Source organism: Collimonas sp., assembly GCF_035566555.1.
In the GTDB taxonomy this organism is placed as follows: domain Bacteria; phylum Pseudomonadota; class Gammaproteobacteria; order Burkholderiales; family Burkholderiaceae_D; genus Collimonas.
Genome location: NZ_DATMRB010000098.1, coordinates 60,543 through 80,713, shown reverse-complemented (window position 1 = coordinate 80,713; position 20,171 = coordinate 60,543). Strand labels below are relative to the sequence as shown.

Here is a 20,171-nt window from a genome sequence, read left to right as displayed (position 1 = left end):
CATGGAAACAATAGGCATGAAAAAAGCGCTCCGGCCTTGCGGGCGGAGCGCTTCTGCAAAGCTGCTGCGATGGTTTATTTGGTCACGGTCAGCAAGGTCCGCTTGCCAGCCTTGTAGGTGTACAGAGTCAGCGTGCCGTCCTTGATATCGCCCTTGGCGTCGAAGGCGATCATGCCGGTCACGCCCTTGTGATGGATCTTCGCCAGTTCCGGCAGGTATTTTTTCGGATCGGCGGAATTGGCTTTCTGCATTGCCTCCACCATGGTCATCACCGAGTCGTAGGAGTAGGGCGCGTACAGTTTGACTTCGGTGCCGTACTTCTTTAGGAAAGCTGCCTTGAAATCCTCCAGGCCTTTCTTGCCCGATTCTTCCACGCCACCGGCTTCTGCACACACCACCTGGTCATCGCTCAGGCCATCGCCGGCCAGCTTGCCCAGCTCTGCCGTACACATGCCGTCGCCGCCCATGAACTTGGCCTTGATGCCGAGCGCCTTCATCTGGCGCAGCATCGGACCGGCGACCGCATCCATGCCGCCGAAGAAGATTACGTCCGGATTCTTGGCCTTGATCGAGGTCAGGATGGCGTTGAAGTCGGTCGCCTTGTCGTTGGTGAACTGGGTCGCCACGATATTGACGCCGGCAGCCTTGGCGCCCTTGGCGAACTCTTGCGCCACCCCTTGGCCGTAGGCGGTGCGGTCATCGATGACCGCGATATTCTTGGCATGCAGCGCCGTCGCCGCATAGCGGCCCAGGGTGCCGCCCAGCTGGCCGTCGTTGGCGACGACCCGGAACACGCTGTTGAAACCTTGCTGCGTGTATTTCGGGCTGGTGGCTGCCGGCGAAATCTGCGGAATGCCGGCGTCGTAGTAAATCTTCGAGGCCGGGATGGTGGTGCCGGAATTCAAGTGGCCGATGACGCCGTCGATCTTGGCGTCGACCAGTTTCTGCGCCGCTGCCGTGCCTTGCTTCGGATCGGAAGCATCGTCTTCCGCCAGCAGCACGAACTTGACCTTCTTGCCGCCCAGGGTGACACCCTTGGCGTTCAATTCCTCGACCGCCATCTTGGCGCCGTTTTCCATGTCCTTGCCGAGGTGGGCCGAGGGGCCGGTCACCGGGCCGACGTGGCCGATCTTGACGACTTGATCTTCCGCATGGGCGGCGCCGGCGGCGCTCAAGGCCAATGCGATTGCTGCAGCCAGCGGCAACATTTTATTCTTCATCTGCACGTGTTTCCTCCTAAGGATTTGATAAGGTCAATGAAAGCTTTTCCAGCTTTACAGCGCGGAACATGTAAACCTTACAACAGAAAAAAATCTTCTCAAAGACTTTTAGACAATATCCTTGCGCTGGATGAGGGAATTGCGCGGTGCCGCATGCAGCCTGATTGTGTACGGTGGCGGCCGCTGACAGAGGGGAGAGCCGTGCCGCGAGAATCCGCGCGGGCATAAAAAAAGCGCCCCGGAAACCGGGGCGCTTTCTAGGAGCTGCGTACGACGATTATTTTGTCACGGTCAGCAGAGTGCGCTTGCCGTCCTTGTAGGTGTACAAGGTCAGCGAACCGTCCTTGATGTCGCCCTTAGGATCGAAGGAGATCTCGCCAGTCACGCCCTTGTAGTGGATCTTGGCCAGTTCAGGCAGGTATTTCTTAGGATCCGAGGAACCGGCTTTTTCCATCGCAGCGACCATGGTCATCAGCGCATCGTATTCATACGGTGCATAGATCACGACTTCCTGGTTGAAGCGTTTTTGGTAAGCGACCTTGAAGGCTTCCAGAGCGGCCTTGCCTGCATCCGGCACACCGCCGGCTTCAGCGCAAACCACCTGGTCGTCTTTCAGGCCGGCGCCGGCCAGCTTGGCCAGTTCAGTAGTACACAGGCCGTCGCCGCCCATGAACTTGGCCTTGATGCCCAGCTGGTCCATCTGGCGCAGCATCGGGCCGCCGACAGCATCCATGCCGCCGAAGAAAATCAGGTCAGGATTCTTCGACTTGATCGAGGTCAGAATCGCGTTGAAATCGGTCGCCTTGTCGTTGGTGAACTGCGTCGCAACGATAGTGCCGCCGGCTTTCTTGGCGCTCTTGGTGAACTCTTCAGCAACACCTTGGCCGTAGGCAGTGCGGTCATCGATGACCGCAATGTTCTTGGCTTTCAGCGTGTTGATGGCGTAGCGTCCCAGGGTGCCGCCCAGCTGGCCGTCGTTGGCGACTACGCGGAACGCAGTGTCGAAGCCTTGCTGGGTGTACTTAGGATTGGTGGCGGAAGGCGAGATTTGCGGGATGCCGGCATCGTGATAGATTTTCGATGCCGGGATGGTGGTGCCGGAGTTCATGTGGCCAATAATACCCTTGACCTTGGCGTCCACCAGTTTCTGGGCAGCGGCAGTTCCTTGCTTAGGATCGGAAGCGTCGTCCTCGGAAGCCAGTACGAATTTCACTGGCTTGCCGCCGATCTTGGTGCCCTTGGCATTCAGTTCCTCGATCGCCATGGTGGCGCCGTTTTCATTGTCCTTGCCGATGTGGGCGTTAGGACCCGTGAGCGGGCTGACCTGGCCGATGGTGATGACTTCTTGTGCCGAAACCGGACCGGCAAAGGCGAAAGCCATTGCAATTGCGCCAGCCAACGGAATCATTTTGATCTTGTTCTGCATGAATATCCTCCTGAGGATTTAAAATAAAACAATCTAGTTACAGTTTCACCGTCCGCTGCTTATTTATTATTTACTCAGATAAGACTGAAAATTTTGTAAGTTAAGTCTTATCCGAATAGAGCAACGTTACAACATAAAAAACGCTTCGCATAGCGGTTTTTGCGAATTCTTAAAACGGCAGCAGCAGCCCCTGATCCCTTGGCATGAGCAAACACCACACCCTAGACAAAGTCGACCGCAAGTTGCTCAATTTGTTGCAGCGCGACAATCAAATGCCGACCCGTACTTTGGCCGACAAAGCGCACATTTCCCAACCGACCTGCCTGCGCCGCCTGCGCGACTTGCGCGAGGCCGGCATCATCAGCGCCGACGTCTCGCTGGTCGATCCCTTTGCGCTCGGCTACGGCATGCTGGCCTTCCTCGAAATCTCGCTGAACCACCAGTCCGACGAGCACATGCAGGAGTTCGAACTGCGCATGAACAAGGAAGCCGAGGTCATGCAATGCTATTTCGTTTCCGGCGACTACGACTACTTCCTGGTGGTGCACGTGATCGACATGGATGCCTACTATCAGTTCGTGCGCCGGGTCATTTCAGGCTCCGGCAACGTCCGCCATTTCCAGTCGCGCTTTCCGATGAAACGCGCCAAGTTCGTGACGCGCGTCGCTTTCGACGAAAAACCGGCGACGGTCGAAGTCCGCGCCGTCAGGTGATGCACTGCAACAGTGCGCCTGCCGCTTCCTGAATACAGCTGAGCAAAAAGCGCGCCATGCCCGTGCCGGCAAAAAAAAGACCGGTGCTGGCGACAGCATCGGTCTTTTCAGGGCTTGCCGCGAGGGCAGTCAGGCGATCAGCTTGTTCAGGCTTGCAGCGGACGCGGCAATATCAGCGGCTGCGGCACTTGCCGCGGCATGCCGGTAAAGGCGAAATCGACTTCCGGCCGGCGTCCCGAGACGATCTCGGCGATGGCGCGTCCTGAGCCGCAACCCATGGTCCAGCCGAGCGTACCGTGGCCGGTATTAAGGAACAGGTTGCTGATCTTGCTCTTGCCGATGTAGGGCACGTTGGATGGCGTCATCGGCCGCAGGCCGGTCCAGTAGACCGGATTGTCGTAGTCGCAGCCGTCCGGGAACAGTTCGCGCGTGCGGCGCGTAATCGCCTCGCAGCGGGTGGTGTTGAGCTCGCGCGTGTAGCCGTTCAGCTCGCAGGTGCCGGCCACCCGCAGGCGGTCGCCCAGGCGCGACACCACCAGCTTGTAGCCGTCGTCGGTCAGCGACACGCTTGGCGCCGCGTCCGGATTGGTGATCTGGTAGGTAGCCGAGTAGCCCTTGCCCGGATAGATCATCAGGTCGACGCCGAGCGGTTTCAGCAGCGGCGTCGAGAAACTGCCCATGGCGACCACGAAAGCATCGGCATGCAGCACTTCGTGGCGGCCATCGGCATTGATCACTTCCACCCCGGTGATCTTGGCGCCGGCGCCGCTGCCTTCGGTGAGCAGGCGGGTGACGCTGGTGTTGTACTGGAAGTTGACGCCGGCTTCGGCGGCTTTGTCGGCGAGGCCCGATGTGAATTTGTAGACGTCGCCCGATTCGTCGGTGGCGGTAAAGTCGCCGCCGACGATCTTGTCGCGGATGCGCGCCAGCGCCGGTTCGATCTTCACCACTTCATCGGCGCTGATCGAGTCGCGCGGGCAGCCGAGGTCGCGCATCAGTTGCGCAGCCGGCAGCGAGATGTCGAATTCTTTTTGATCTGTATAGAAGTGCAGGATGCCGCGCGTCAGGCAATCGTAGTCGACGCCGGTATCGGCGCGCACCGCCTGCAAGGTCTGGCGGCTGTATTCGCAGATGGCGACGATCTGGCGGATATTGTCATTGGTGCGCGCCGGCGTGCATTCGCGCAGGAAGTTGAGCGCCCATTTCCATTGCAGCCATTCCGGACGGAAGCGGTACAGCAAGGGCGCGTCTTCCTGCCCCAGCCATTTCAAGACCTTCAAGGGCGCCTGCGGGTTGGCCCAAGGCTCGGCATGCGACACGGAAATCTGGCAGCCGTTGGCAAAACTGGTTTCCTGGGCGGCGCCAGGCTGGCGTTCGATCACGGTGACATCGTGACCTTCCTTGTTCAGGAACCATGCCGAAGAGGTCCCGATTACACCAGCGCCCAATACTATTACTTTCATCTCATCTCCAAAAAACCACCGTTTTTAACCAGCTGCGCGTTGCAGGAACAGCTTTTTCAATAGCGCTATTGTAAGAAAACCGGGATTTTTTAGGCGATCAAAATGTGGCTTGATATTTTTACTTTTAGCTATCGTGAGAATATATGTGACTGAAAAACAAAAAATATACGTTAAATATTTGTTTTTTTCAATTTGACCAATTCCAGTGTCACGGCCCGGGAAATGACTTCATCCAGGGTCTGGTGCAAGCCCTCGCGGATTTGCGCCGCCATGCCTTCCACCGCGGTCTGCAAGACATCGGCCAGGCCATCGCGCACGCGCTGCTCGATGACGAAATCGATGCGGTCCTGCAGCTGCTGCAGCACTTTTTCCCTGACTTCCGTCTCCAGCCGTTCCCAGTCGTGCTGGCTGAGGACGGCTTCCCGTTGCGGCGGCGGCAGCTCGAAATTGTCCAGATCATCCGCTGCCGCGGCAGGGAAGGCAGCGGTTTTCGGCATATCGATAATATCGGTCAGGGTCGGCAACGGAACAATGACCTCGGTCAACAAAGGGATATTGGCGTCAAGTTTTCCGGTGCTCATTGTGTTTCCTTAAACATTTTCGGCAACAAAGTGCGTCAACGGGTAACCGCGTTGCTGGTAAAAGCGATAGCGCTCGCGGCCGCCCGCCTTGTCGTCTTCGGCCAGCGAGACGATTTCAAACATTCTTTCGAAGCGGGCAAAATGCTGCGGCGTCTTGCCCGACAGGTTGACCAGCATCTGGTGATGCGGCCACTCGGTCTCTTCGTCGGCCGCCAGGATCACCGGGGTTTGCGCGGCGAGCGGGTCGCCGGCGCGCACGTGGGGCAGGAAATCGTGCTCCGAAAACGTCCACAGCGTGCGGTCCAGCGTCGCCAGCTCGTCGTTATTGGCGGTCAAGATGACGACCTGGCGTTGCGCGGTTCGGGCTTTGCGCACCAGTCGGCAGGCGTACAGGAATTTATCCGAGATATTGGTGTGAAAGTCGATTTGCGTCATTGATATAGGCTGGTTGGTCGGACCGCGCTTAAAAGCGGAAGCCGGGTGGCGCATTGCCCGCGGCCGGCGGGACGTCACCGCTATTGGCGGTGGCGGCAGGAGCGGTGGTTTTGCCGGCAGGCCGGGTGCCCTGCGCGGCGGCAACCGGCGCAGCGTTCTGATAGCCTGCCGGCAAGCGGCTGCTTTCCGGATAGCCGGCCGTGCTCAAGGCGCTGCCCCAGCTGGCGCTGGAAAAGCCGCTTTGCTTGTCGCGGCCCACCGTCAGCACCGGCAGCTGGTTGTCGCTGGCGATCTTGCGCAGCGCTGCGATATCTTCATTGGTCTTGACGGTCTTCTCGCTGAAAGGGATGCCGCGCTCCTTCAGCATTTTGCGGCCGTCGTCGCAAGGGATGCACTTGTCGGAACTGTACAAGGTGACAGGATGATTCTTGACCGCCTGCGCCAGTTCATACGGCAGGCCGTCGGTATCGTCGCCGGGGCCGCCGGCGATTTTCTTCTGCACCACATTGCCGCTGGCCGGCGGCGTATCGCTGTACGTGACCTTGCCGTCCGGGCCGGTCGACTTGTACAGCTGAGCCTGCGCACTGGCTGCCAGCATCAGCAGAAAAAACGTTGCAACGGTTCTGATACCTATCGTCATACCTGTTCCCCTTGTTCGATTTAAGAGCCTGGTTTGTATGGTTGCTACTAACTAGTACTGTGTTCTTCGGTTCAGGCGGCCATGCCGCTGTGCCGCAGCAAGGCGTCGATATTCGGTTCGCGGCCGCGGAAAGCCTTGAACGATTCCAGCGCTGGCCGCGAACCGCCGACCGCCAGGATTTCGTCGCGGAACCTGCGGCCGGTTGCGGCCGACACCACGTTGCCGCCGACGGCGGCTTCTTCAAACGCGCTGTAGGCATCGGCCGACAGCACCTCGGCCCATTTGTAGCTGTAGTAGCCGGCTGCATAGCCGCCGGCGAAAATATGGCCGAAGGAATGCTGGAAGCGGTTGAAAGACGGTGGAGTAATCACCGCGATCTTGCCGCGCACCTGGTCGATCACATCCTGCACGCTCTGGCTGCCGTAAGGATCATAATCGTCGTGCAGGCGCATGTCGAACAGCGAAAATTCGACCTGGCGCAAGGCTTGCAGGCCGGACTGGAAGTTCTTGGCGGCGATCATCTTGTCGAACAGTTCACGCGGCAGCGGTGCGCCGGATTCGGCTTCCGCAGTCATGTGCTGCAAGACATCCCACTCCCAGCAGAAATTCTCCATGAATTGCGAAGGCAGTTCGACCGCATCCCACTCAACCCCGGAAATGCCGGAGACGCCGATCTCATCGACCTGGGTCAGCATGTGATGCAAGCCATGGCCGAATTCGTGGAACAGCGTGATCACTTCGTCGTGGGTGAACAAGGCAGGCTTGCTGACGCCGTCCGCCATGGCTGGCGCGGTGAAATTGCAGGTCAGATAGGCGATCGGGGTTTGCACTTCATTGCCGAGACGGCGCCGGGCACGGGCGTCGTCCATCCAGGCGCCGCCGCGCTTGCCGTTGCGGGCATACAGATCGAGATAGAACTGGCCGATCAGCTTGCCGTCTTTCTCGATGCGGAAGAACTTGACGTCAGGATGCCACACCGCCGCCTGGTCGGCGCTGATGTCGACCGAGAACAGTTTCTGCACCAGCTGGAACAAGCCTTGGACCACCTTCGGCTCGGGGAAATACTGCTTCACTTCCTGTTCGGAAAATGCGTAGCGCTGTTCGCGCAGTTTTTCCGCGGCATAGGCCAGGTCCCAGGCTTCCAGTGTCGCCAGGCCGAGCTGCTCGGCGGCGAAGGCGCGCAGTTCCATCAGGTCCTGCTCGGCAAACGGGCGGGCGCGCCGGCCCAGGTCTTCCAGGAAGTGGATCACGTCTTGTGGCGTGTCGGCCATTTTCGGCACCAGCGACAGCTCGGCGTAGTTCTTGAAATCCAGCAGCTTGGCTTCTTCGTTGCGCAGGCGCAGGATTTCGACGATGTTGGCGCTGTTGTCCCATTCCGGCTTTTCGCCCAGCTCGGAAGCCTTGGTGGCGTTGGCGCGATACATCTTCTCGCGCAGGGCGCGGTTGTCGGCGTACTGCAGGATCGGGAAATAGGAAGGAAAGTGCAGCGTGAACTTATAGCCCGGCTTGCCATCCTGTTCTGCGGCGGCGCGCGCGGCCTGGCGCACATCCTCCGGCAGCCCGGCCAGCTCGGCTTCATCGGTGATGAAGAGGCCGTAGGCATTGGTCGCGTCCAGGATGTTTTCCGAGAAGCGGGTGGTCAGCGCCGCATGCTTTTCCTGGATCTGGGCAAAGCGGGTCTTCTTGGCTGCCGTCAGTTCGGCGCCGCCCAGGCGGAAATCGCGCAAGGCGTTGTTGACGATCTTGCGGCGCGCCGCCGACAGCTCGGCGAAATCGATATTGTTCTTGATGGCCTTGTATTTGCTGAACAGCGCCAGGTTCTGCGCCAGCGCGGTCCAGAATTCGATCAGCTTGGGCTGGTTTTCGTTATAGGCGGCGCGCAGCTCCGGCGTGTCAGCTACCGCATTCAAATGGCTGACGATGCCCCAGGCTCGGCTCAGCTTTTCCGTCACGTGCTCCAGCGGCAGGACGAAATTTTCCCAGGTGGCTGCCTCGGCGGAGGCCTCCAGCAGTTCAACCACGGTATGCGCCTGCTGCAGTAATGCGGCGATCGCCGGACTGATGTCGGCCGGGGTGATCTGGTCGAACTTGGCCAGGCCGGTAAAGTCGAGCAGGGGATTGTCAGCGTTGATTGCGGTAGTGGTCATTGCAATTACATTCTTTCTGCTGCTTCAATGGTATTGACCAGCAACATGGTGATGGTCATCGGCCCGACGCCGCCTGGCACCGGGGTGATATAGCCCGCCACTTCCTTGGCGTTGGCGAAGTCGACATCGCCGCACAGCTTGCCGTTGTCGTCGCGGTTCATGCCGACGTCGATCACGGCGGCGCCCGGCTTGACCATGTCGGCGGTGACGATATTGCGTTTGCCGGTAGCCACCACCAGGATGTCGGCCATGCGCGTGTGCAGGCCGAGGTCGCGGGTCTTGGAATTACAGATGGTGACCGTGGCGCCGGCCTGCAAGAGCAGCATGGCTTGCGGCTTGCCGACGATGTTGGAAGCGCCGACGATCACCGCATGGGCGCCGCGCACCGGGAAATTCACCGATTCCAGCATCTTCATCACGCCATATGGCGTGCAGGGGCGGAACAGCGGTTGGCCGGTCATCAGCAGGCCGGCGTTACTGATATGGAAGCCGTCGACGTCCTTCTCCGGGGCGATGGCTTCGATCACCTTGTGGGCGTCGATATGCGCCGGCAGCGGCAGTTGCACCAGGATGCCGTTGATCTTCGGATCCGCATTCAAGGCATCGATGCGCGCCAGCAGCGCCGCTTCCGTCAGGTCGGCGTCATATTTTTCCAGCACCGAATACAGGCCGTTGTCTTCGCAAGCCTTGACCTTGTTGCGCACATACACTTGCGAGGCCTGGCTGTCGCCGACCAGGATCACGGCCAGGCCGGGCTGCTTGCCCTGGGCCGTCAGTGCGGCGGCGCGCTTGGCGACATCGGCGCGCAGTTGTTGGGATAAGAGATTTCCGTCGATCAGTTGAGCAGGCATAGTGGGGACTGTTGAAAATTGAAAGCAAAGCAGGATTATAAGGGGTGTGCGCTAGGAAGACTGTGCCGGCGATGTATTGCCGTAGAGAAATTTGTCGATTCTTGCAATTTTTATTGTCACTGATGCGCGAGAAATCGCTGGAAGTTATCCATTTGACAAAGCCGGGCTGGCCAGATGTGCTCGCCGGCCGGCCGGCCGATTGTCAAATGCTGTCCATCCGTCATCCAACGCGTTCTTTCATTTTCGGCTATTCTCGCCTTCTACGACATCTGTATGTCATCGACTGCGGCCGCCATCATGCAATCAGCAATGCAATCAGCAGGACAGGCCGGAGCTGACAAATCTCAATAAAAAGGATGCTGAATTGACCGATCACTACACCCGCCGGCTGGCGCTGCTAGGGCAAGAGCAGCACCGCGGCCTGCTAGGCCAGGGCTTGCGCGGCATCGAAAGAGAAACCTTGCGCGTCGACGGCGACGGCCGTCTGGCGCTGACGCCGCATCCGCGCGCGCTCGGTTCGGCGCTGACGCAGCCGCAGATCACCACCGATTATTCGGAATCGCTGCTGGAATTCATTACGCCGGCCGAGCATGATATTGCGACGGCGCTGGACGAACTCGACACGATCCACCGTTTCGTCTACAGCAAGCTGGGCGACGAGCTGCTGTGGAGCCAGTCGATGCCGGCCCACCTGCCGGCCGAAGAGCAGATTCCTATCGCCTGGTACGGCACTTCGCACATGGGGACCTTGAAGCACGTTTACCGGCGCGGCCTGGCGCTGCGCTACGGCAAGCGCATGCAATGCATCGCCGGTATCCATTACAACTACTCGCTGGCGGAAGGCGTGTGGCAAACCTTGCAACAGGCCGAAGGCGCCAACGGCACGGCCATGCACTTTCAGTCGGAAAGCTATATCGCGCTGGTGCGCAATTTCCGCCGCTACAGCTGGCTGCTGATGTACCTGTTCGGCGCCTCGCCGGCGCTGTCCAAATGTTTCCTCGACGGCCGCGACCACCGGCTGGAGGAGCTGGATAAAGATACCCTCTATCTGCCATACGCCACCAGCCTGCGCATGAGCGACCTCGGCTACACCAGCGAAGCGCAGGCGCGCCTGACGCCGCAGTTCAACAGCCTCGACAGCTATATCAAGAGCCTGGCGCACGCGGTCAGCCAGCCTTATCCGCCGTATGCCGAGATCGGCACTCACCGCAACGGCGAATGGGTGCAGATCAACACCAACATCCTGCAAATCGAAAACGAATACTACTCGACCATCCGGCCGAAGCGCGTGATCAATTCCGGCGAACGGCCGATCCAGGCGCTGTCGGCGCGCGGCGTGCAATATATAGAAGTGCGCTGCATGGACATCGACCCCTTCGAGCCGATGGGCATCAACCTGGAAACCTCGCGCTTCCTGGATGCTTTCCTGCTGTTCTGCGCGCTCGACGACAGCCCGCTGACCAGCGACGAGGAAAGCCTGGAAAACACCGAGAACTTCGCCCGTGCGGTGAAAGAAGGACGGCGTCCCGGCCTGCAGCTGCGGCGCGACGGCAATCCGGTCGGCCTGCAAACCTGGGGCAAGGAACTGCTGGAGCGGATCAGCGCGGCAGCCGATTTGCTCGATGCCCAGCGCAGCGACGGCGCCCACGCGGCATCGCTGGCAAAGCAAAGCCTCAAGCTGGACCAGGTGGAACTGACGCCTTCGGCGCAGGTGCTGGCGATTTTGCGCGACAACAAGGAATCGTTCGGCAGCTTTGCCCTGCGCCTGAGTAAAGAGCATGCTGCGTATTTCCTGGCGAATCCTCCCAGCCCGGAAGAGCGCAATTATTACGAAACGCTGGCGGCGACTTCCCTGTCCGAACAGGAAAGCCTGGAGCGCAGCCAGACTGGCGATTTTGATACCTTTGTTGCTGCTTACCGGGCGAGCACGCTGGGTAACATGAGCGTTTAGATAAGTGTCAGCTTGGATGACCGCCTCGGCGCCGCTGGCCGAGGCGGTCGGCGTTCAAGCTTTGTTCAGCCTCCTTGGCGCCACGCGCCCGACCCGGCATGCGTCGTTTGTGCCGCCGGCAGTCCCCCACCATAGATGAAGCAGGTAATGGCGCGCGACGCCCATGCAAGATACGCTCCTTGACATTCATAACCAATTGGTTATGATTAGCTCATGTGAGGCGCGAGCTTCGCAGAAATCAAAATCAAGTTCACATAAGCAGGGATGGGCAATGCACGCAGAACCGACAGCTGTTCTAAAAATCCTGTCCGATCCAACCCGGCGCGCGATTTTCGAGCGTCTGAGCAGGGACGGTGAAATGACGGTGCATGCCTTGACCGATCCGTCCGGCGTATCGCAGCCCGCCATTTCGAAGCATCTCGGCGCGCTCAAGCTGGCGGGCCTGGTGCGGGGCCGGCGCGACGGACGCGAAACGTATTACAGCGCCGAGCCGAAAGCGCTGGCGCCCTTGATTGACTGGATCGGTTTTTATTCGACCTTCTGGAACAGCCGATTTGACCGTTTGGAAACCCTATTGAAGAGGATGGATCAATGATGCAAGCCAACGATACCAAAACGCTGATAGTAGAACGGGAAATGCCGCATTCCCTCGACAAAGTCTGGCGCGCGCTGACGCAGAGTCCCTTGATTGAAGAATGGCTGATGGATAATGACTTCCAGCCGGTCGTCGGCCACCGTTTCGATCTGCGCGCCGACTGGGGCGTGGTCGAGTGCCAGGTGCTGGCGATCGAGCCGAACCAGGCGCTTTCCTACACATGGGAAGCCATGGGTCTCAAGAGCGTCGTCACCTGGACCCTGACCCCTACCAGTGCCGGCACTCAGCTGCGCATGGAACAATCGGGCTTCCGGCCTGACCAGCAGCAAGCCTACGCCGGCGCCAAGTACGGCTGGGAGAAATTCTTCACGGGCCTGGAGCGCGTGGCGGGAGGCCTGGCGTGAGCCACGGCCTGGCTATATCTGTAACTTCGAGGACATGCACATGAAAAAATCGGACGCAAGCCAAGGTTTGTCGGCATCGGATCTCATTTCTGAAAAAATAGCCGGACTCGGAGACTGGCGCGGGGAAACGCTGGGCAGGATGCGCAAGCTGGTGAAGGACGCGGATCCGGATGTCATCGAGGAGATGAAGTGGGGGGATACGCCGGTCTGGTCGCACGACGGCATCATCTGCACCGGCGAATCCTACAAGAAGGTGGTGAAACTTACCTTTGCCAAGGGCGCGTCGCTGCAGGATCCGGCCCCTCTGTTTAACTCTAGCCTAGACGGCAATGTGCGCCGTGCGATCGACATCCACGAAGGCGAAGAAATCGACGAGTCGGCCTTCAAGGCGCTGGTGCGCCAGGCGATTGCGCTCAACAGTTCCGGCAAGGCGAAACCTTCGAAGAAAGCCAAACCTTAGGACACCCCGCCATTGAGCAGGTCAGGTATCGGGATAGCATGAAGCATGCTCCGCCGGAGCCTATTCCGGCCGGAGATTATTCCGAAGTTTTCGGCATCCGCTTCTGGCCAGGGTGTATATTTATGGCCAAGCTGCAGAGAACATCTCATCTCACCACGATACCTCGGAGGTCCCATGAAGCGAGTCACCGGCATAGGCGGCATCTTCTTCAAAGCCAAAGACGCTCCGGCGCTACAGGCTTGGTATAAGCGGCACCTGGGAATCGATGTCCAAGGATGGGGCGGCACGGCGTTCACCTGGGCCGACGGCGACGGTAAGCCGGTTGCCGGAACAACCGTATGGTCGGTCGGGTCGGCAGAAAGCGAGCAGTTTGCTCCCAGCACTGCATCTTTCATGATCAACTACAGGGTGGAAGATCTTCACGGATTGGTTAAGGTCTTGCGGGAAGAAGGTTGCAACGTGCTCGAAAAGATCGACGAATCCGAGTATGGGAAGTTTGCCTGGGTCATCGACCCGGAAGGAAACAAGGTAGAGCTCTGGCAACCGCCTGCCGGTCAATGAGCGATGCAGCCCGGGTTGACAGATATATCGGGACCATTGACGATACCGGCAGCGCTGCCCCGGCCAGTGATCAGCTTACAATTTTTCGCCGGGTGTTTCGCCTCCGGAAATAAATGTCGCTTGTTCTGGCGCATTTCCTCATTGCCATTTGCCGAAAGTGTGTTCGAAAATCTAAAGAGCTCAGCCTCCTCTGCATAGGTGGCAAGAAACGCAACTCAGGAGAAACAATATGGTCAGCAAAAACACAATTTGTCTCTGGTTCGACGGCACCGCGCTAGAGGCCGCGAAGTTTTACGCCGAGACCTTCCCGGACAGCGCGGTGGGAGCAGTCCATCGCGCCCCTGGCGACTATCCCGCGGGTAAGGAGGGTGATGTCCTGACGGTCGAGTTCACGGTGATCGGCATTCCTTGTCTCGGCCTGAATGGCGGATCGGGGATCAAGCACAGCGAAGCATTCTCGTTCCAGGTTGCGACCGACGACCAGGCCGAAACGGACCGCTTGTGGAATGCGATTGTCGGCAACGGCGGCCAGGAGAATGCGTGCGGCTGGTGCCGGGACAAATGGGGCTTGTCGTGGCAGATCACGCCGCGCGTCTTGACGGCCGCGTTCGTCGATCCCGATCGTGTTGCGGCCAAGCGGGCATTCGACGCCATGATGACGATGAAAAAGATCCACGTCGCTGCGATTGAAGCGGCCTGGCGCGGTTGAGGCAGGACACGACACTAGGTTCCAGCAGATAACGGGTGACAGCTTCTGACCGAGAGCAGGGTATCGGTAAGCGTGTACGACATCAAAACAATTCTTTCTGCCCGCCCACCAACGCCGCAAAACTATCGTCCAGAAACGGCAAGATCGCATCCGCCAGCGGCTGCAGCTGGCGGCTCAGATAGTGCTCGTAATCGATCGCCGAGCGCTGCGTTTCCAGCGGCTCCGGGCCGGCGGTGGTCATCAGGTAGCTGATCCAGCCGCCGTTCTGGTATTGCAGCGGCCGGCCTTGCGCCAGGTTGAATTCGTCGGCCGTGCGGGCGGCGCGCACATGCGGCGGCACGTTGCGCTGGTAGGCTTCCAGCGGCCGCCGCAGCCGTTTGCGGTAGACCAGCAAGTCGTCGAATTCTCCGGCCAGCGTGCGGCTGACGTAGTCGCGCACATAGGACTGGTAGGGTTCGCGCTTGAATATATGCTGGTACAGCTGCTGCTGGAATTGCTTGGCCAGCGGCGTCCAGTCGGAGCGGACTGTCTCCAGTCCCTTGTACACCATCTCTTCCGCGCCATCGGCATTGACGATCAGGCCGGCGTAGCGCTTCTTGCTGCCCAGCTCGGTGCCGCGGATGGTCGGCATCAGGAAGCGGTGGTAGTGGGTGTCGAACTCCAGTTCCAATGCGGATTCGAGGCCCAGGGTTTGCTGCAAATGCTGGCGCCACCATGTGTTGACGTCTTGCGCCAGCGCATTGCCAATCTGCGTTGCCTGCTGTTCGGTATGTGGCTGTTTCAGCCAGACGAAGGTGGAATCGGTGTCGCCGTAGATCACCTGGTAGCCCTTGGCTTCGATCAGCTCGCGCGTCTTGTGCATGATTTCATGGCCGCGCATGGTGATCGACGACGCCAGGCGCGGATCGAAGAAGCGGCAGCCGGTCGATCCCAGCACGCCGCAGAAGGCATTCATGATGATCTTCAGGGCTTGCGACAGCGGCTGGTTGCGCTGGCGCTTGGCGCTTTCACGGCCTTGCCAGATCTGGCTGACGATGGCCGGCAGGCTGTGCTTGCTGCGCGAGAAGCGGGCGCCGCGGAAGCCCGGTACGGAATCCTGATCGGCGGGATGGTGCATGCCTTCGATCAGTCCGACCGGATCGATCAGGAAGGTACGGATGATCGAGGGGTACAGGCTTTTGTAATCCAGCACCACGACCGAATCGTACAGGCCCGATTGCGAATCCATCACGAAGCCGCCGGGGCTGGATGCGTCCGCGATCTCGCCCAGGTTGGGCGCGACATAGCCCTGGCGGTGCATATGCGGCAGATACAGATGGCCGAAGGCGGCCACCGAACCGCCGCTGCGGTCGGCCGGCAAGCCGGTGACGGCGGCGCGCTCCAGCAGGAAGGGCAGCAGCTCGGTCTTGGCGAAGATGCGCGTCACCAGCTCGCAGTCTTTCAGGTTGTAGGTCGCCAGCGCTGGCTTGTCCTCGGCGAAACGGCGGTCGATTTCCGCCATGCGCTGATAGGGATTGGTGATGGACTTGCCTTCGCCCAGCAAGTCCTGGGCGACATACTCCAGGCTGAAGGAGGGAAAATTCCACATCGCCGATTTCAGCGCTTCGATGCCGTCAATCAGCAGGCGGCCGGCGGCAGAGGCGAAATGGTGGTTCGGCTTGAAGCCGTGTTCGCGCCACTCCATCGGGCTGCCGCCGCGGCCGACGCGCAACGGTATCTTGTATTGCTCGGCATGCTTTTGCAGGACGCGCAGGTCGAACTGCACCAGGTTCCAGCCGATGATGGCGTCGGGGTCGTGCCGCTCCAGCCATTGGTTCAGTTTTTCCAGAAGGAGCGGGCGGCTGTCGCAATATTCCAGGTCGAAGTCGATCCCGCCGGCGTCGCCGTTGGGCGGCCCCAGCATGTAGACCTGACGCTGGCCGCAGCCTTCCAGGGCGATCGAATACAGGTCGCCGTGCGCGGTGGTTTCGATGTCGAGCGAGACCAGTTTCAGCTGCGGACGATAATCGGCCGCCGGTTTCATGTAACTGTTGAGCATCGGTCCGCCGGCATTCGCTTCGCCGGCAAACCAGACCGGCGCCGTGATGAAACGTTCCATCAGATAGCGCTCCGGCGGACGGATATCCGCTTCGTAGACATCCACGCCGGCTTCCCGCAACAGCTTCTCCAGCTTGATCAGCTGGCGGTGCTGCTGCAGATACAGGCCCAGCACCGGGCGGCAATGGAAGTCGGTCAGCTGCAGTGGGCGCAGCTCGCAGCGGCGTTCGTTGCGCAGCACGCTTTCGGCCTGCTGCCGCTGTTCGGCCGGGATGAACGCCACCGATTCCTGCGCCGACAGGCGGATGTGCCGCGGACCATCGTCGGTCGCCAGCCAGAACTCGACTTCCGTACCAGTGGGAGTATCGCGCCAGTGTCTGGTCAGAAGAAAACCTTGTTGTGCCACGCTACTACCTTTTCGAGCTGCTTATTGTGATTGAGGCATCGGCGCGATGCGAGGATCGGGATGTGCGGTAATGCATTCACGATTATCCAAGATTTCAACTGCGCCAGCACGCAGGGTGCGGCGGAAGTTTGTCCGGGCCCTTTAAAAGAAGCATGGCAGCGTCGATTGCGTGGCGCCACGTGTAATATATTCTGGATCGATGAGCGGGCGTTGCCGCAATTCATAGTTATTAGTAATCTTATCGATAGTTTTAAATGCGATTTAGATTGCTTGCAATTTAATTTTGAGCGCTATATTATTCAACTCATGGAAACCAGCAAACATCAACTGCCGACCGCAAGCATCCCACCCGAGTTACTCGGCCCGGAAAGCCTGCTGCTGGACAACCAGCTGTGCTTTGCACTGTATTCGGCATCGCTGACCATGACCAAGATCTACAAGCCGCTGCTGCAAAAGATGGGCCTGACCTATCCGCAGTATCTGGTGCTGCTGACCCTGTGGGAGCGCGATGAAGTCACGGTGTCCACCCTGGGTGAGCGCCTGTTCCTGGATTCCGGCACTTTGACGCCCTTGCTCAAGCGCCTGGAAAGCAGCGGCTTTTTGCGTCGCCAGCGGGCGGTGCATGATGAGCGTCAGGTGATCGTCAGTCTGACCGCAGCCGGCCGCAATCTGCGCAATGAAGCGCAGGCGATACCGTTGCACGTGAGTTGCAGCGTCGGCTGTTCGCTCGATGAAGTCAAAATGTTGACCAAGGAGCTGCAGCGCTTGCGCGCAGCGATGGCGGGCAACATCGGCTAAGGCGGGTGAGCATGGATATGTTGTCTTATGAAATAGATTGTTAGCAATATAATTGTGTAGTCTGTATTATTGTTTGAAGCTTTTCATTCTTGCGTCATCTAAGTGTTGTATTTTTTATCCGGATCGTCAGTACGGCCGACTGTGCTGATCCAAAGGATTTTTCAAACGGCCAATAAAGGAAATCATCATGTCAGTCGAAAAAGTTCTGTACCGCGCCCAAGCCACTGCAACCGGAGGCCGTGACGGCCGCGCCGTTTCATCCGACAATGTGCTGGACGTCAAGTTGACCACGCCGAAAGAACTGGGCGGCGCCGGCGGCGTAGGCACCAATCCTGAACAATTGTTCGCAGCCGGCTATTCGGCCTGCTTCATCGGCGCCATGAAATTCGTCGCTTCGCAAGAAAAAATCAACTTGCCTGCCGATGTGGCGATCACCGGCCTGGTCGGCATCGGCCAGATTCCAGGCGGCTTCGGCATCGAAGTCGAACTGCAGATTTCCCTGCCAGGCATGGAAGCCGGCGCGGCGGAAGACCTGGTGAACAAGGCGCACAAGGTTTGCCCTTATTCCAACGCTACCCGCGGCAATATCGACGTTACCCTGACCCTGGTGTAATGCTAGAGGGCGAATGACAAAGTCATTCGCCCCTAAAATCAAAGCTTGAATACCGAGGCCGTCTGCGCCAGCTGCGCAGCCTGGTCTTGCAGGCTTTGGGCAGCGGCTGCTGCCTGTTCCACCAGCGCTGCGTTTTGCTGGGTGATGTCATCGATATGACCCATGGCGCGGTTGATCTCTGCGATGCCGCTGCTTTGTTCCGTGGTGGCTGCCGTGATTTCCTGCATGATGTCGGCTACCCGCCTGACCGCCGCGACAATGCCTTGCATCGTCTGTCCAGCCGCGTCCACCAGCTTGCCGCCGGCATCCACCTGTTCCACCGAAGTCCCGATCAAGCCCTTGATTTCCTTGGCGGCAGCGGCCGAACGCTGCGCCAGGCTGCGCACTTCCGCCGCCACCACCGCAAAACCGCGTCCTTGTTCGCCGGCGCGCGCCGCTTCCACCGCGGCATTCAGCGCCAGGATGTTGGTCTGGAAGGCGATGCCGTCGATCACGCCGATGATGTCGTAGATCTTGCGCGAACTGTCCTTGATGGCGCCCATGGTGGCGACCACCTGGCCGACCGCCTGGCCGCCTGCAGTTGCCTGTCCTGATGCCGTTACTACCAGCTGGTTGGCGTGCTGCGCGCTGTCGGCGCTTTGCTTGACCGCCGCTGTCAGCTGTTCCAGCGAACTGCTGGTCTGTTCCAGTGAACTGGCCTGCGATTCGGTGCGCGCCGACAGGTTGGCGTTGCCCTCGGCGATCTCCTGCGAGGCGCGCGCCATTTCTCCGGTGCCTTGCCGCACCTCGCCGATGACTCCCGCCAGTCCCTGGCTGATGCCGTTGATCGCTTGTTCCAGCCGGCCGATTTCATCGTTCCTGTCGCTGGCCAGCGCGGTGCTCAGATCGCCTTGCGCCAGGCGCTGCGCGGCATGGCAGACGCGTTCCAGCGGCTGGCTGATGTTGCGCCGTATCAGCCAGTACAGCGCGGCGACCATGATCAGCACCGCTGCCAGTCCGAACAGCGCGTTGCGGTTGCGCAGGGTAGTGATTTCGCGCGTCAGTTCAGCTACGTCTTCGTTGCCGACGATGACCCAGTTCCAGTTCTTGTAGAGCGCAAAGGCGGCGATCTTTTCCGCGCCTGCGGCCGTGCCCTGTTGCAAGGCATAGTGCATGCTGCCGTCCTTGCGCTCCAGGATTTCCTTGATGAACTCGCGGCCGTCGGCGCCCTTGAGCGCCAGCACATTCTTGCCTTCGTTCAGCGGATCGATCAGCAGCTTGCCCAAGTCCTTGCCCGGGCTGGCGCTGAGCGCGTAAAAATAGCCGCTGTCGCCCAGCTTTACCGCTCTGATGCGGGCTTTCAGGGCTTCGATGTCGTTGCTGATGTCGACTCCGACGAACAGCGCGCCGACGATCTGGCCGGCGTCATCCTTGACCGGGTTATAGGCGGTCATGTACTCCTTGCCAAACAGCGTGGCGCGGCCGATATACGCCTGCCCGCCCTGCAGGCTGGCATAGCCGGGATGGGCATGGTCCAGCACGGTGCCGACCGCGCGTTCGCCGTTCTCCTTCTTGAGCGAGGTAGAGATGCGGGTGAAATCTTCGCCGTTCTTGATGAACACTGTCGCTACTGCGCGGCTGGCGGCAGTGAAGCTGTCCGCTATCGAGAAATTCATGTTGATGACGCCGTCGCCATTCTTCAGCAAGGGCAGCCTGCTTGCCAGCGATGTCGACGGTCCTGCTGCTGTCGATGGAAAATTTGCCAGGAAAATAACTGGCCAGCAGCAGGGCGAAGCGCTCAGCCTCGCTTTTATGGCTGCTGTCGAAGGTATCCAGCATCTGGATCATGGTGCTGGTGCGGCCAGCGATATCGCGTGCTCCCCGCTGTTCCAGCAGCTGGGCGGTGGAACGGGCGCTGGCCCAGCCATAGATCAGGAAAATCAGAGTCACCAGAAGGAAGGTGAACAGGCTCAGCTTGAGGCCTACGCTCAGATTTCGCATATTGAAGAATTTATTCATCATCGACTATCCTTTTCTTGTTGGAGGAGCTGCGCTGCCGCGCCGCTGTGCGCTGCCCGTTCCGGCGCAGCCCAAGGCCGGCGGCGCGGGGCGAACGTCGCCCTGCCCGATGGCCGGCAATCAGATGTAATAACGGCATGATTTGCAGAACTTGAAGGCTGCG

The 20,171-nt window shown here is 59.6% G+C and carries 20 protein-coding genes; 10 read left to right on the top strand and 10 right to left on the bottom strand.

Going from position 1 to position 20,171, the window contains the following annotated elements:
- Positions 1–74: 74 nt before the first annotated feature.
- Both VNZ65_RS12850 and VNZ65_RS12845 read right to left on the bottom strand, forming a co-directional pair.
- Entirely contained in the window at positions 75–1,220 is a 1,146-nt protein-coding gene (locus VNZ65_RS12850; RefSeq protein ID WP_414649117.1) for a branched-chain amino acid ABC transporter substrate-binding protein, read from the bottom strand.
- A gap of 277 nt (positions 1,221–1,497) precedes the next feature.
- Positions 1,498–2,646: a branched-chain amino acid ABC transporter substrate-binding protein gene (locus VNZ65_RS12845; protein ID WP_325669553.1), complete on the bottom strand. Its 1,149-nt coding sequence runs from the start codon at positions 2,644–2,646 to the stop codon at positions 1,498–1,500.
- 203 nt (positions 2,647–2,849) lie between these two features.
- On the opposite strand from VNZ65_RS12845, the gene VNZ65_RS12840 reads away from it, so the two are divergent.
- On the top strand, positions 2,850–3,359 hold the full coding sequence (locus tag VNZ65_RS12840) for an Lrp/AsnC family transcriptional regulator (RefSeq protein WP_325669551.1): 510 nt from the start codon (positions 2,850–2,852) through the stop codon (positions 3,357–3,359).
- Positions 3,360–3,505: 146 nt separating this feature from the next.
- On the opposite strand, the gene VNZ65_RS12835 is transcribed toward VNZ65_RS12840, so the two are convergent.
- The 6 genes from VNZ65_RS12835 to folD form a co-directional block, all read right to left on the bottom strand.
- Positions 3,506–4,822, bottom strand: a complete 1,317-nt coding sequence (locus tag VNZ65_RS12835; protein WP_325669550.1) for a D-amino acid dehydrogenase — start codon at positions 4,820–4,822, stop codon at positions 3,506–3,508.
- Between the two features lie 170 nt (positions 4,823–4,992).
- Positions 4,993–5,403 carry a hypothetical protein gene (locus tag VNZ65_RS12830; RefSeq protein ID WP_325669548.1) on the bottom strand — a complete coding sequence of 137 codons (411 nt, stop codon included), beginning with the start codon at positions 5,401–5,403 and terminating at the stop codon, positions 4,993–4,995.
- 9 nt (positions 5,404–5,412) lie between these two features.
- The gene (locus VNZ65_RS12825; protein ID WP_325669546.1) at positions 5,413–5,838 is read right to left on the bottom strand and encodes a DNA polymerase III subunit chi; all 426 of its coding nucleotides are present in this window, start codon (positions 5,836–5,838) and stop codon (positions 5,413–5,415) included.
- 28 nt (positions 5,839–5,866) lie between these two features.
- Positions 5,867–6,478, bottom strand: a complete 612-nt coding sequence (locus VNZ65_RS12820) for a glutaredoxin family protein (RefSeq protein WP_325669544.1) — start codon at positions 6,476–6,478, stop codon at positions 5,867–5,869.
- Between the two features lie 71 nt (positions 6,479–6,549).
- Complete coding sequence (locus tag VNZ65_RS12815; RefSeq protein ID WP_325669542.1) at positions 6,550–8,625, bottom strand: M3 family metallopeptidase; 2,076 nt, start codon at positions 8,623–8,625, stop codon at positions 6,550–6,552.
- 5 nt (positions 8,626–8,630) lie between these two features.
- The gene (gene folD, locus VNZ65_RS12810) at positions 8,631–9,476 is read right to left on the bottom strand and encodes a bifunctional methylenetetrahydrofolate dehydrogenase/methenyltetrahydrofolate cyclohydrolase FolD (RefSeq protein WP_325669540.1); all 846 of its coding nucleotides are present in this window, start codon (positions 9,474–9,476) and stop codon (positions 8,631–8,633) included.
- Positions 9,477–9,840: 364 nt separating this feature from the next.
- Here folD and gshA point away from each other — a divergent pair, with 364 nt between their 5' ends.
- The 6 genes from gshA to VNZ65_RS12780 all read left to right on the top strand — a co-directional run bounded on the left by gshA (position 9,841) and on the right by VNZ65_RS12780 (position 14,156).
- The gene (gene gshA, locus VNZ65_RS12805) at positions 9,841–11,427 is read left to right on the top strand and encodes a glutamate--cysteine ligase (protein ID WP_325669538.1); all 1,587 of its coding nucleotides are present in this window, start codon (positions 9,841–9,843) and stop codon (positions 11,425–11,427) included.
- Between the two features lie 271 nt (positions 11,428–11,698).
- Positions 11,699–12,022, top strand: a complete 324-nt coding sequence (locus VNZ65_RS12800; protein WP_325669606.1) for a metalloregulator ArsR/SmtB family transcription factor — start codon at positions 11,699–11,701, stop codon at positions 12,020–12,022.
- Entirely contained in the window at positions 12,019–12,426 is a 408-nt protein-coding gene (locus VNZ65_RS12795; RefSeq protein WP_325669537.1) for an SRPBCC domain-containing protein, read from the top strand. Before VNZ65_RS12800 ends, VNZ65_RS12795 begins: the two co-directional genes overlap by 4 nt.
- Before the next feature lie 40 nt (positions 12,427–12,466).
- Positions 12,467–12,886 (top strand): DUF1801 domain-containing protein, encoded by a 420-nt coding sequence (locus VNZ65_RS12790; protein WP_325669535.1) that lies wholly within the window; start codon positions 12,467–12,469, stop codon positions 12,884–12,886.
- A gap of 174 nt (positions 12,887–13,060) precedes the next feature.
- A complete protein-coding gene (locus VNZ65_RS12785; protein WP_325669533.1) occupies positions 13,061–13,447 on the top strand; it encodes a VOC family protein in 387 nt (128 codons plus the stop codon).
- 229 nt (positions 13,448–13,676) lie between these two features.
- On the top strand, positions 13,677–14,156 hold the full coding sequence (locus VNZ65_RS12780; RefSeq protein ID WP_325669531.1) for a VOC family protein: 480 nt from the start codon (positions 13,677–13,679) through the stop codon (positions 14,154–14,156).
- 82 nt (positions 14,157–14,238) lie between these two features.
- Here VNZ65_RS12780 and VNZ65_RS12775 read toward each other — a convergent pair whose 3' ends face one another.
- The gene (locus tag VNZ65_RS12775) at positions 14,239–16,599 is read right to left on the bottom strand and encodes a DNA polymerase II (protein WP_325669529.1); all 2,361 of its coding nucleotides are present in this window, start codon (positions 16,597–16,599) and stop codon (positions 14,239–14,241) included.
- Between the two features lie 306 nt (positions 16,600–16,905).
- Between VNZ65_RS12775 and VNZ65_RS12770 the strand changes: the two genes are divergently transcribed.
- Both VNZ65_RS12770 and VNZ65_RS12765 read left to right on the top strand, forming a co-directional pair.
- Positions 16,906–17,397 (top strand): MarR family transcriptional regulator, encoded by a 492-nt coding sequence (locus tag VNZ65_RS12770; RefSeq protein ID WP_325669527.1) that lies wholly within the window; start codon positions 16,906–16,908, stop codon positions 17,395–17,397.
- Positions 17,398–17,584: 187 nt separating this feature from the next.
- A complete protein-coding gene (locus tag VNZ65_RS12765) occupies positions 17,585–18,010 on the top strand; it encodes an organic hydroperoxide resistance protein (protein ID WP_325669525.1) in 426 nt (141 codons plus the stop codon).
- A gap of 38 nt (positions 18,011–18,048) precedes the next feature.
- Here VNZ65_RS12765 and VNZ65_RS12760 read toward each other — a convergent pair whose 3' ends face one another.
- Positions 18,049–19,695, bottom strand: coding sequence for a methyl-accepting chemotaxis protein (locus VNZ65_RS12760; RefSeq protein WP_325669523.1), 1,647 nt, complete (start codon positions 19,693–19,695; stop codon positions 18,049–18,051).
- Between VNZ65_RS12760 and VNZ65_RS12755 the strand changes: the two genes are divergently transcribed.
- Positions 19,664–20,149, top strand: a complete 486-nt coding sequence (locus VNZ65_RS12755) for a hypothetical protein (protein WP_325669521.1) — start codon at positions 19,664–19,666, stop codon at positions 20,147–20,149. The genes VNZ65_RS12760 and VNZ65_RS12755 overlap by 32 nt on opposite strands.
- The last annotated feature ends 22 nt before the right edge of the window (positions 20,150–20,171 follow it).

Coding starts and splice junctions, on each gene's coding strand:
- folD (WP_325669540.1), bottom strand. CDS start 9,476: ATGCCTGCTCAACTGATCGACGGAAATCTCTTATCCCAACAACTGCGC.
- VNZ65_RS12780 (WP_325669531.1), top strand. CDS start 13,677: ATGGTCAGCAAAAACACAATTTGTCTCTGGTTCGACGGCACCGCGCTA.
- VNZ65_RS12850 (WP_414649117.1), bottom strand. CDS start 1,220: ATGAAGAATAAAATGTTGCCGCTGGCTGCAGCAATCGCATTGGCCTTG.
- VNZ65_RS12840 (WP_325669551.1), top strand. CDS start 2,850: ATGAGCAAACACCACACCCTAGACAAAGTCGACCGCAAGTTGCTCAAT.
- VNZ65_RS12825 (WP_325669546.1), bottom strand. CDS start 5,838: ATGACGCAAATCGACTTTCACACCAATATCTCGGATAAATTCCTGTAC.
- VNZ65_RS12845 (WP_325669553.1), bottom strand. CDS start 2,646: ATGCAGAACAAGATCAAAATGATTCCGTTGGCTGGCGCAATTGCAATG.
- VNZ65_RS12815 (WP_325669542.1), bottom strand. CDS start 8,625: ATGACCACTACCGCAATCAACGCTGACAATCCCCTGCTCGACTTTACC.
- VNZ65_RS12755 (WP_325669521.1), top strand. CDS start 19,664: ATGTTGATGACGCCGTCGCCATTCTTCAGCAAGGGCAGCCTGCTTGCC.
- VNZ65_RS12800 (WP_325669606.1), top strand. CDS start 11,699: ATGCACGCAGAACCGACAGCTGTTCTAAAAATCCTGTCCGATCCAACC.
- VNZ65_RS12765 (WP_325669525.1), top strand. CDS start 17,585: ATGTCAGTCGAAAAAGTTCTGTACCGCGCCCAAGCCACTGCAACCGGA.
- VNZ65_RS12790 (WP_325669535.1), top strand. CDS start 12,467: ATGAAAAAATCGGACGCAAGCCAAGGTTTGTCGGCATCGGATCTCATT.
- VNZ65_RS12795 (WP_325669537.1), top strand. CDS start 12,019: ATGATGCAAGCCAACGATACCAAAACGCTGATAGTAGAACGGGAAATG.
- VNZ65_RS12770 (WP_325669527.1), top strand. CDS start 16,906: ATGGAAACCAGCAAACATCAACTGCCGACCGCAAGCATCCCACCCGAG.
- VNZ65_RS12820 (WP_325669544.1), bottom strand. CDS start 6,478: ATGACGATAGGTATCAGAACCGTTGCAACGTTTTTTCTGCTGATGCTG.
- VNZ65_RS12830 (WP_325669548.1), bottom strand. CDS start 5,403: ATGAGCACCGGAAAACTTGACGCCAATATCCCTTTGTTGACCGAGGTC.
- VNZ65_RS12835 (WP_325669550.1), bottom strand. CDS start 4,822: ATGAAAGTAATAGTATTGGGCGCTGGTGTAATCGGGACCTCTTCGGCA.
- VNZ65_RS12785 (WP_325669533.1), top strand. CDS start 13,061: ATGAAGCGAGTCACCGGCATAGGCGGCATCTTCTTCAAAGCCAAAGAC.